The organism is Oscillospiraceae bacterium (assembly GCA_025757985.1).
In the GTDB taxonomy this organism is placed as follows: domain Bacteria; phylum Bacillota; class Clostridia; order Oscillospirales; family Ruminococcaceae; genus Gemmiger.
This window is the reverse complement of sequence record CP107210.1, coordinates 1,967,751-1,980,009: the sequence shown is the minus strand read 5'-3', so window position 1 is coordinate 1,980,009 and position 12,259 is coordinate 1,967,751. Positions and strand designations below refer to the sequence as shown.

Below are 12,259 nucleotides of genomic sequence, written 5' to 3'. Positions count from 1 at the left end.
AGATAATACTTTGTGTATTATCGAGCATTTTGGCAACGCAGATGCCGTGCCGCAGCCAACGGAGCGGTACTTAAGCCGTCAGGCGGGAATTGTGCGGTATTGCCCTAACTTTTTGGAGTCACCCCAGCAAAGCTCGTGCTTTTCTTTGTTTTCTAAAAAATCACGAGCAGGCCGATTCAAAAGCGGTAGTAACACATCTTTCCCCCGTACATATTAAGCGCGAATGCGCGACAGAAGTATACGTCCGGCGGGATTTTCGCGCATTCGCGAAAGAGGAATCTGTGACAGTACAATGAGTCCTTTTCCCCAGCGACGCTCGCACAGCACTGCGGCGGGCTCCCACGTCCCGGACTCGCCGATGTTGCGGCTGGTGAGTACGGTAGAGAAACCTTCCGCCTGCACGGTGCAGTCCGCGAGGGGCGCGATGCGGTCCTCCGCAGAGGAATACCAGTGCCGGAAGAGTTCCTGTCCAAGCCCGGTTACCCACGGGTGGCCCGTCTTGGGACTTGCAAAGTGAAGGGGAGACATCCCACTCTCCCGGACGGAAAAACAAAGGCTGTCCACAGAGTAATCGCCAGCCTCCGGGCTGTCCACCCACAAGATGCCGCCATCCTCGGTGGCGCAGAGGTCTTCCTTCGAGATTTCCCGCGCCGAGCGGACGATCAGCTCCGGCTCGTCACCACACGCCGGAAGTGCGTTGTACGCAAGCTCGTTCCATGCAAGACACTCTTGACCTGACAGGAGGAAAGCGCGCAGCGTTACGCGCGTCTGAGTATCCACTTCCGGCAGACGGAAGCGGGCAGTTCCCAAACAGCACGCGCGGTTGGCCTCTATGTGTACCATTTCTTCCGCGCGCCGGAGCAGACGGTCGCCGCACAGAAGCTCGTAGCGGAGTAGGAATTCGCCTTCCTGCTCGGTGTCGTTGCAGATCCAGCCCTCAGCGGAAGCGTCCTCGCCAGAGAAAAACACCGTTTTATCCGTCCGCAGACTGATCATCAGAGGCTCCAGAGCATCGCGATAAGCGAAAAAGGCGGGCTTGGGCATCCGGCGGCAGTCCATAATCGCCTTCATCCAGCCAGAAGGGAAGGCATCGATGAACAGATGGATGGCAAAGGAAATCATGCGGTCGTCGCGGCGGAACGCCTCCGTCATGACGCGCGTGGCATACGCCTGAAATGCCTGACTGGACTTGACCCACTCTTCGGGACTGTCCGGACGGTCGTAGAAGAAGTGATAGAAATCAGCCGTCTGGGCGCGGACAATCCGTTCAGGAGACCAAGCGGAAGCCGGCTCGCCAGGCAAGGGAAGCCACGAGGCAGGATAGCGCTCCTGCATTAACGTCCAGTCCTCGAGTCCCTCGCATCCGAATTCGCCGCAGCCGTAATACCAGCCCGGCTGCACTGGCATCCAGTACCCCTTGTGCAGTTTGCCAATGTCGATTCCGTGACCGTTATACCACATGGGGTAACAGTGATTATCCGGAAGCGTGGAGGACGGCGGATCGTAATCGCCGTCGACGTGCTTGATGACACGGTCCGGGTTGTTCAGCCGGACTGCAATGTCAGCAGCGGCAAAAAAACGTTCCAATTCGCTGCGATCCAGATTGAGGTTTGGGTGATTGGCGGCGTTGGGAAACGGCTCGTTAATATATGTGGACAGAATGCAGCAGGCGTGAGAGCGGATGTGGCGCTCCATCTCCTCAGCCTGCCGTACCGCCTCACAGAACTGACGGCGGCGCAGGCAGCTGAAAAGCGGGAGGTCTGTCTGCACCATCAGACCGAGTCGGTCACAGAAATCATAAACTTTCTGCTGGACAGGTCGCTGTGTGATGCGCCAGAAATTCATGTGACATAGTTTGGCGAGCAGGATGTCGTCAATTAGCTGCGCGTCATCTCCGCGCATGACGTCCTGCTGCTCAAATCCCATCGTATTTGCGCCGCGCAGACGAATGGGACGCTCGTTCAGGAAAAACATACCGCGCGGTTCCTTCTCTGTCTGCTGGCGAAACGTGCGGAACCCAAACTGGCTGCGGTGTGTATCAACAACGCTGCCTGTCTCGTCCAGCAGCTTGAGCTGGATTTGATACAGCCACGGCGCGTCGGGTTCCCATCGGCGAAGGGATGTGGCAGGGATGCGGACCTTGTAAAGGTTTTGTCCCTTTCCGCACGGAAGCGGCAACTGTGCGTTCAGCGTACCGTCCCGTTTGGCAAGCACTTCTGAGTAAGTGTCGCCGACACCCAGCTGCTTTCCGGTAGAAGGCACGACAGGGAACTCCTCCAGTATGGTTTCTTCAAAGTTCTGACCGTACACAGAAAGCAGAAACGAGATGTCGCGATACTCGTAGACACCGCTGCCGACTTCTATCCAGAATTCCACCTCTTCCTCCAGGCAGCGGGCGAAAACCGTCTGAAAGTAAATTTCGGGACGCGTCTCAATCAGAACCGTGTCCAGCAGCCCCATCCCTGGCGGGCAATGGTGCCAGCCCAACTGTGGGTCGTCATATCCCGGACCCGTGGCCGCGTAAATTTTATCGCCACATAGTACAGCCTCGCTGCGCTCTGTCCGGTTGCCAAGCATAACATAGTCGTTTTCCAGCTCGATGGTGAGTGTGTTGCAGCCCGGGTGAGCCCATTTGGTGATGTCAAATTCAAACGTGGCAAAGAAGCCCTCATGACTTCCGACCAAATGGTTGTTGATAAAGATGTGTGCCTTGTAGTCGGCACCGTTCACCACGACAAAGACGCGACGATCGGTCGGAATCTCTCTCAGCGTGAACTCTGTCTCATACTGTGTCGATGCGTTACCAAGGGGTGCTCCGTAGTGCGGCAGAGAGACTTTCTGCCAGTCTGTGTCCTCTTCCCGCTTCCAGCGGAAATCGGACAGCGTGCACGTTTGGCGCATGGATTCCAGCGCCGGGGCGACCTCCGCAAGAAACGGCGCATACCGCTGCCGCATCTCCTGCAAGGCATCCTGCAACTGAGCATGCGTCTGCATTTTCGGTGCCGCCTCTGTCGGAGACGACGAGCAGCATTCCAGCGTGACTGAATGAGTCGGCGGCTGTGGGGGAAGCGGAACGGAGAGCAGCTCCGTGCGACCGCCAATTCCTTCTTTAGCAATTTGAGCGAATGCATCCATACCTGTTTACCTCCAGAGAATATATCATAAAAATCAAAGGCGGAACGAACGCCCTGCACTGTCATTGTACCAGATGGGCTAGTCAGGCGAAACCCCTATGTACGAACTTTGAACCGATAATCGAATTTTGAAGCAACGCAGAGACGCAGAAAATTCGTATTCGGAGGGAAACAGCTACTTTTTTGAACGTCTGCTTTTATTTGTACCGTCCTTGTTTCGTTCCCTTTGGAGCCTTGTAACTCAGCGGAAGGGAATGGTCATGAAATTGAACAGAGTGAGCCGATTTTGAACCTCTGCATTAAACGAAAGTCCTGTCTTTAAGCTTGTAAACGCCAGGTCAGTATGTAAATATAGTAAGTACATTGGCATACCCCCCTCGGCAGCCGATAAAATTTTTATAGGAGTGATTGTGTGAAAAAAGGAAAACGTTTGCTTAGCTTCGCAACGGCATTATGCTTGGCTTTCGGCTCAATGCCCACGATGCTTGTAAATGCAGAGGGTGCAGCCGACGCGCAGCCGGCAACCGGTACGCAGCTGTATGTATCGCCTACCGGTGATGATGCAGCAGCGGGTACTGTCGGTGCACCATTAAAGACTCTGGAAGGCGCACGCAATAAGGTTCGGGAGCTGAAACAGTCCGGACTGCCTGCGGGCGGCATCACTGTGAATCTTCTCGGTGGTGAGTATTTAGCAAGCAGTGCCTTGGAACTGACTGCGGCGGATTCCGGAGAGGCCGGAAAGCCGATTGTCTGGAAGGCTGCAGAGGGCGCCGAGGTGACCTTCTCCGGCACGGTCTCTGTTGAGCCCAACCGTTTTGAGCATGTAACGGACAAAGATATTCTTGCCCGTCTGCCCGAGGCTGCTCATGACAATGTGTATGTCTGCGATATGAAGGCACTGGGTCTTGATAACATCGGACCCATCCCCAAGGTGGGCTATGGCTGGCCGGAGCTGCCGCCCCCTCTCAATGTTGTGATGGACGGGGAGAGTATGCACATGGCTCGCTACCCGGACAAGGACTTTGTAAAGCCCAGCCACATTTTTGACCCGGGCTTTAATCCGCGTTATAACGACTCTCCTGATCCTACGAAGGAGAAGGGACCGATCTGGGCTTGTAACGACCAGGGTCTTAAGGATATGTTCGACCTGTTGAAGCTGGAGGACGATGTCTGGACCTACGGTTACTTTAACCACACCTACGCCGATGATAATGTGGCTTCCAAGACTGTGGAAATGGACACGTCGTACGGCGTCAAATTCACGGGCAAGCATCCCACCTGGTATGCCATGGAGGGCAACGAGCCCAAGAAATTCTATGTGTACAATATTCTCTGTGGACTGGATGCCCCCGGTGAGTACTATCTGGATCGTACCAATGATAAGATGTACGTTTACTCTGAGACGGATATTGCTAGCAGAAAAGTTGAATTAGGCGTGCTGGCGGATCCCTTCTTCAAGCTGGAAGGTGCCTCTTACATCACCATTGAGGGTCTGCACTTCACCGCCGGCAACGCAAATGCCATTGACCTGTACGACAGCAATCATATTCTGATTGCCGACTGCCTGTTTACCAATATGGGTCAGAAGGGCGTTACCATGAACGGCGACCTTGAAACCCACGATAATGCCGTTCAGAGCTGTGACTTTAAGCACATGGGCTCCGGCGGTGTCCTGCTGGACGGCGGCGAGGTTCTCTCGCTGACCCCCGGCAATAACAAGGTGGATAACTGCCTCTTTGACGATTATTCTGTAATCAAGCGTACCTATGCTCCGGCAGTGAGCATCTTCGGCTGTGGCAATCTGGTGACCAGAAACAAGATCACCAATGCCCCTCATCAGGCTGTTGCCTTCTCCGGTAATAACCATAAGATTGCGGGCAACGAGATTTCCCATGTCCTCTACGAGACAGGTGACTCCGGCGCGATCTACACCTGTACCCGTGACTGGACAAGCCGGGGAAATGTCATTACCAATAACTATTTCTATGATATCCCCAATACCACCCACGGCGGTACCTACTGTATCTATCTGGATGATATGGCCTCCGGCACCATTGCCACCAATAACCTGTTTGTGAATATGAAGGCAAATGCGTTCCTGGTGGGCGGCGGCCGGGACAATGTGATCTCCAATAATATTGAGGTCAATAACGGCGGCGGCTTCATCCGCTATGACAACCGCTGCATGGGCTGGGCACATAAGTCTGCCCACATCCCTGATGGCGGTAACTACAAGGCATGGAAGGCAATGGTGGACGAGCTGATGAAGCCCGAAAATGCAGCAAGCCTTGCCAAGTGGAAAGCGCAGTACCCCGGAATGTTCGACGCGGATATGCTTGCGTTGGAAAAGTGCAGCCAGTGCTCTGCGCAGCGCAGCAAGGGCTGCATCCCCAAGAATGCGGTGATCGAAAATAACATCGCAGTGGGCGGCGCTTCCTATTCCCTTGTGGGTGAAGTTACTACCTACGGTGAGGTAAATAACAACCAGAGCTATGACGCCGGTACGGATATCGGCTTCGTAAACGCTGCCGGTCAGAACTTCGAGGTCAAGCCCGGCTCAAAGATCAAGGAAATTCAGGGCAACGACCACTTTAAGAGTAACGAGACCGGTATGTACCGGGATGCCTACCGCACCGGTCTGTGCGTGCAGGTGCAGGCGCCTGTCCTAACCTCTCCTGCGGGCGGCGCGCAGGATGTGGAGCTCGTCTCCGGAACAGCTTTTGCATGGAATCCTGTTGAGGGTGCCGGCAGCTACCTGCTGGAGATCTCCAAGAATCAGGATTTTACCGATGTAGTTGTGAATACCACGGTAACGGATCCCTCCTTTACAGCCACAGGTCTGGAAAAGGAGACCACCTACTACTGGCGAGTCACTGCCTTTGAGGGTCGTCTGGGCGGCACCAGCGCAGTAAGCTCCGTGTTCTCCTTTAAGACCTCTGCCACGGATGCAGTCTCCCTGTATGACAGCTTCGGTGACAACAGCTTTGCAGGATGGCTGAAAAAGTCCGGCACGCCTACCCGCACTGACAAGCAGGCACATGCCGGCAGATACAGCTATATAATTGATGAGCCCACAGAGGTGATCGGACTTGCTTTCGGTACACCGCAGAAGCAGGTGTTCTCCGTTTGGATGTATGATACCATGAATAAGCAGGCCAATGCCGTAGGCGTTGCCAATGTGGTTCCGAAGGAAGGTTCCTGGGGCGCGATCGGTGTCAATGTACGCATCCGTTCGGATAAGTATGTTTTCCGTGCAAATGGCAACTTCACGGCATCCAATGTAACCCGCTCTGAGGGCTGGCATGAATTCAAGTGGGATTACACCAGTGGCACCGACTGCAAAATGTATATCGATGGTCAGCTGGTTCATACCATCGAGGGGGTTTCCGGAGCTATCAGAATGGAGATCGGCGATTACTGGAAAGAGACCGGTAACCCCGGAGATGTCTGCGGCTTTATGTTCGATGAGGTCAAGATCGGCGATCCGGTCATCAATCCCGTACCCCAGAAGCTCACACTGGATAAGACCGAGCTGACTTTGGAGGTCGACGGCGAGACGCAACTGGAGGCGCTTCTGGATGCCATTCCCGATGTGGATATGCCTCTGGAGTGGACGGTAGAGGAGCATGAGGTGGCAATCGTTGTAAACGGTCGTGTCACCGGCAAGCGGGCCGGCGACACCAAGATTACGGTTTCCGTTAAGGACTATCCCCATGTAAAGGCAGAATGCACGGTTCATGTGCACGCTGATTTGGTCGTCCCCGTAGAATCCGTGGAGATCAGCCCGACCCAAAAGACAGTAAGCCTTCAGGATAGCTTTGCTATCTCCGCAAAGGTGCTGCCTGAGCAGGCAACCAATAAGGAAATTGTCTGGAGCAGCAGCGATCCCAATGTGGCTTTTGTTGAAAACGGTCGTGTTTACACGCGGAATACCGGCAGCGCAGTCATCACTGCCACCTCTGTGGACGGCGGCAAGACCGCAACCTGCAAGGTGACCGTTGTAGATCCTACAAAACTGCCGAATCCCGGCTTTGAGCTTGGCGATAAGACCGGATGGTCCCAGTATCCTGGAACAGAGGGAGAAGGCATTGCATGGAGCGTAAACGAAGGTGCTGCCCGTAACGGCGTGTTCGGTGCAGATGTCACCACCACTGACTCAATTCCTGTAGTCAATGGCAAGGGATATGCCCATAAGGGTGTGCAGTACCGTCTGGAAAATGCCGATCAGTCCCCCTTGCGGTGCGATGTGAACTACACCATGAAGGCATGGGTAAAGGCAGCAGACGACACGACCCACGAAATGGGCATCTTTGTGATCCCCCGTGGTGGCGCATATAGTGCTAATATCGTTCCTACCTATAAGCAGGTGAAGCAGGCAGACGGCTGGGTGCAGCTGGAGATTTCCCTGACCCCGGAGCAGCTTGAGAAGTATACAGGTATGAATAAGCTGGACTTCATCATCGGCAATAAGAACACCACGGAGTCCGCCGGTCACTTCTTTGTGGATGATGCGGAGCTGACGGTAGGCAACCAGATTGCCCATACCCATGACCTTGTCAAGACCGAGGAGAAGAAGGCGACGTGCACAGAGGACGGTAACAAGGCGTACTGGACTTGCAACAGCTGTAAGAAGCTGTTTGCGGACGAAAATAGTACCACTGAAACCACCTTGGAGCAGGTAACCCTGAAAGCAACCGGTCATACGCTGACCCATGCACCTGCTAAGGAAGCAACTTGCACCGCGGACGGCAACGAGGAATACTGGACTTGCAGCCAGTGCAAGAAGCTCTTTGCAAATGAAACGTGTACCACGGAGACCACCTTGGAGCAGGTGACCCTGAAAGCAACCGGTCACAGCTTCGGTGAATGGAAACAGACCAAGGCGCCTACCTGCACGGAAGCAGGCGAGGAGACAAGAAGCTGTGCCTGCGGTGAGATCGAGACCCGTGAAGTGGCAGCACTGGACCACAGCTTCGGCGAATGGACACAGACCAAGGCTCCCACCAGCACGGAGGCAGGCGAGGAGGAAAGAACCTGCGCCACCTGCGGTTACACCGAGACCCGTGAGATACCGGCACTTGACCACAGCTTCGGTGACTGGACACAGACCAAGGCTCCCACCTGCACGGAAGCGGGCGAGGAGGCAAGAAGCTGCGCCACCTGCGGTTACACCGAGACCCGTGAAGTGGCAGCACTGGGTCACAAGCTGACCCATATCCCCGGGAAGGCAGCGACCTGCACTGCGGACGGCAACGTTGCATACTGGTCTTGCAGTCAGTGTGAGAAGCTCTTTGCAGATGAAAAGAGCACCACGGTGACCACCTTGGAGCAGGTAACCCTGAAAGCAACCGGTCACCACTTCGGTGACTGGACACAGACCAAGGCGCCCACCTGCACGGAGGTAGGCACGGAGACAAGAAGCTGTGCCTGCGGTGTGACCGAGGGTCGTTCGATTTTGGCACTTGGTCACCACTTCGGTGACTGGGCACAGACCAAGGCGCCCACCTGCACGGAGGTAGGCACGGAGACAAGAAGCTGTGCCTGCGGTGTGACCGAGGGTCGTTCGATTTTGGCACTTGGTCACCACTTCGGTGACTGGACACAGACCAAGGCGCCCACCTGCACGGAGGTAGGCACGGAGACAAGAAGCTGTGCCTGCGGTGTGACCGAGACCCGTGAAGTTGCAGTACTGGCTCACAAGCTGACCTATATCTCCGGGAAGGCGGAGACCTGCACTGCGGACGGCAACGAGGAATACTGGACTTGCAGCCAGTGTAAGAATCGCTTTGCCGACGAAAATGGTACAACGAAGACCACCTTGGAGCGCGTAACCCTGAAAGCGACCGGTCATCATTTCGGTGAATGGAAACAGACCAAAGCTCCCACCTGCACAGAGGCAGGCGTCGAGACAAGAAGCTGTACCTGCGATGTGACCGAGACCCGTGAAGCGGCTGCGCTGGGTCACAAGCTGACCTATGTGCCTGCTAAGGAAGCAACTGCCACCTCCGAGGGTAACATCGAGTACTATGTCTGCTCTGAGTGCGGCAAGTATTACTCCGATGCAGAGGGCAAAAACGAGATTGAGAAGGACAGCCTTGTCATTGAAATGCTGAAGCCTGAAAAAGAAACCAACGCCCCCGCCCAGGCCGGTGGAAACTTTCCGGTGGTGCCGGTAATTGTCATCATTGTACTGACAGGAATCGCTGTGCCGATTGTTTACAGTGTAAGAAAGCGTAAATAATCCATAGCAAAAAGTACCCGCCTAATATGGAACTGCACCCTACTTATTAGACAGTATCACGCACAGCGTTATCCTTGTTATACTGCCCGCAGGCGGCATCCGCAAGAAATCCAGATTAAAATCGTAAAATCGTTTGTTTTGAAATCAGTCGTTCACACAATGTAGGGGCGTCTGCATAATATGTCGCATCCGCTGTATCCACCCGATACAGCGGTATTTTTATTATCAAAAAAGGAGTTTTACCATGTCTAACGAAAACAAGATTCGCGTTTTATATGTTCAGCCGGGCAAGTATCCGGAAGAAAGGGTCATCGAGCACACCCTTGCGGCCATGCAGGCCCTTGTCGGCGGCGATATTGAAGCCGTGTACCCTTGGGAGGATAACGCCTGTGTTGTTTGTGATGACGAGGGAAAGGTGAAACACAAGCCCCTGAATCGCCCACTGGAAGATTATGATGTTCTTTCCGGGGATTTCTTTGTCTGCGGCCTTGGGGAAGATGATTTTACCAGCCTGACCGATGAGCAGATGAAACGCTATGAACAGCTTTATCATGATCCGGTTGTGTTTGTGCCATCCTTCATGGGAATCATCCCCATGAAGACAACCCCGGAGCAATACGCCCACGTAATGAGAGATACCGAAATGAGAAATAACGCCAACAAGGAGCACCGAAACCACAATGAACGATAACCAACGCCGCACTCAATTTGCCCGCCGTGCCATGGTTCATTCTGTGATACGCCACAGCATTGACAGCACCGCCCGGCAAGCGGAAAGTGCCGCACAGCGCGATGCATCGCTATCGGATAACGATGAGAACGCCATTCAAAGCGGTGTCAATCAGGCGGATCGGGCTGTCGAAAACACAGCCTACACAAGCCGCAGAATCAGCTACACCAAGTTTCGCGCCTTGCAGGCAAAGCGCGCCCAGAATACCCTTGCCGCCGATGCTGCATCCGGGCAGGTGTGCCGTGAGGCATTCAAGCGAGGGCGCTTTCGTGTGCTGGCAATCGAAAAAGCAAAACCAACCCCATCGCAAACCACTGTGTCATTCGCTGCCATGCCTATGCAAACGCCGCAGATATCTGCCTGCCAAAAGCTCAGGCGGCAGGTTCTGATCCAAGATGCCGTCCGCAGATATTTCCAGAAAGAGACGGGAAATAAAGCTGTTTCCACCGCGGTAAGCAGCCTCCCCGCGTTCCAATATGCTGGTGCCGCGCCAAAGCGGGCGGCCACCACACAAATTGGCAGACTGTTTCAAATACTTATGGCAGCGATCCAAAGGCTGTTGGCGCAAACCATGCAGCGCGCCGTTGCGGCGTTGCTGGCGCTCTTGGCATCCGGCGGCGTGGTACTGGTGTTGGCGATGGTCATAGGCGCAGCTGCGGCGGTGATCGGCTCACCGATGGGCATTTTGTTTGCCGATGAATCCGGCGACCCGAACAGCATCCGCATTGAGGAAATCGTTGCGGAAACCAACGCCGACTTTGGTGAGGCCATCAACGAGATCGTAGCCGCTCACCCGGAGTGCGGTGAAACCACCATCGAATATGACTACGAGGACGGTCACACTTGGGCAAGCTACTGGCCCGAAGTGCTGGCCGTCTTTGCGGTTCACGCCAATCTGAATTCCGACAGCGACGTGGTTGTCATCGATGAAGGCAAAAAGCTGCTGGTCCAGAATACCTTTTGGTCCATGCACCAAATTGATTCAGAAATCGAAACTGTAACCACCACATCGGAGCCGACTGAGGATGAACCGGACCCGGAGCCGGTCACAGAGCATATTCTGCACATCACGGTCAGCAGCAAAAGTGTAGCCGAGCTGGCCGAGGAATACAATTTCACGCAAGACCAGCGCGACATTCTTGACGAGCTGCTGTCGGACGAACTGCGCCCTTATCTGTTGGCATTGTGCGGCGGTGTCGGCGACACGGTCGGTGACGGCACCCTGCAATGGCCGCTGCCGGGTCACACCTATATATCCTGCCACTTCGGGGAAGTGGACGCCTTCGGCAATACCGGGCATCGCGGCACGGACATTCCCGCGCCGGAGGGTACGCCCATCTTGGCTGCCCACAGCGGCACAGTGCTGGTCAGCGGCTGGAACGACAGCTATGGCAATCAGGTGCTGCTGGATAACGGCGCGGGTTTGTCCACGCGGTACGCCCACATGACAGCAACAGCCGTCACGGCGGGCGAAACCGTGACGGCTGGTCAAGTGATCGGGTATGTAGGCAGCACGGGCGACAGCACTGGCAACCATCTGCATTTTGAGGTGATGCAGGGCGGGATCAGGGTGAATCCATTGGATATGGTGTCACCAAATTAAAATAGCGTATCGAGATCTGGCATATTTTTTGGTTTCTTTCGCCGGCACCTTACCACCCAACTGCATTCGTGGGCCTCCTGGTTTTGAGCTTTATTCTATGAAACTCAAAATCTAGGAGGTTTACAATGATTGAAAAGAATGCTAGCGGTAAGTATGTACTTACCGAAGAAGATGCCGAGCTACTTGTGCGATTTTCAGTATACGCTAAGCGCACCTTGGCTAACAAAAGGGCGGAGTATTTTAGAAAAATTAAACCCATTTTGGATCATGAGCATCTCTATGAAGATCTCTCTGCGGCGGATAAGAAACGCTGTCAGGGCAGCCCCTTCACGGTGGAGGAGATACTTGGCGAAAAATGGTTACGGGAAAAGCTCCGCAAGAGCCTTTTCGTTCTGTCGGAGCCGGAGCGCGTGGTCATCAAGCTGCTCTATAAGGACGAACTTACCCCCGCGCAGGCTGCCCGGAAGTTGGGGGTCACCAGCTCTACAATTCGGTCTCACAAGAAGAACGCTCTCGATAAGCTGAAGAAAGAAATGCTGGAGGATGATTGA

5 protein-coding genes are annotated in these 12,259 nt (G+C 54.5%); 4 read left to right on the top strand and 1 reads right to left on the bottom strand.

The features are described 5' to 3' along the window. Nucleotides 1-213: 213 nt before the first annotated feature. Nucleotides 214-3,135, bottom strand: a complete 2,922-nt coding sequence (locus OGM67_09665; protein UYJ33854.1) for a hypothetical protein — start codon at nucleotides 3,133-3,135, stop codon at nucleotides 214-216. A gap of 471 nt (nucleotides 3,136-3,606) precedes the next feature. Here OGM67_09665 and OGM67_09660 point away from each other — a divergent pair, with 471 nt between their 5' ends. From OGM67_09660 to OGM67_09645, 4 genes are all read left to right on the top strand, one after another. Then, nucleotides 3,607-9,375 (top strand): Ig-like domain-containing protein, encoded by a 5,769-nt coding sequence (locus OGM67_09660; protein ID UYJ33853.1) that lies wholly within the window; start codon nucleotides 3,607-3,609, stop codon nucleotides 9,373-9,375. 244 nt (nucleotides 9,376-9,619) lie between these two features. Further along, nucleotides 9,620-10,066 (top strand): DUF3846 domain-containing protein, encoded by a 447-nt coding sequence (locus OGM67_09655; protein ID UYJ33852.1) that lies wholly within the window; start codon nucleotides 9,620-9,622, stop codon nucleotides 10,064-10,066. Then, on the top strand, nucleotides 10,056-11,708 hold the full coding sequence (locus OGM67_09650; GenBank protein UYJ33851.1) for a M23 family metallopeptidase: 1,653 nt from the start codon (nucleotides 10,056-10,058) through the stop codon (nucleotides 11,706-11,708). Before OGM67_09655 ends, OGM67_09650 begins: the two co-directional genes overlap by 11 nt. 125 nt (nucleotides 11,709-11,833) lie before the next feature. Next, nucleotides 11,834-12,259 carry a sigma-70 family RNA polymerase sigma factor gene (locus OGM67_09645; GenBank protein UYJ33850.1) on the top strand — a complete coding sequence of 142 codons (426 nt, stop codon included), beginning with the start codon at nucleotides 11,834-11,836 and terminating at the stop codon, nucleotides 12,257-12,259.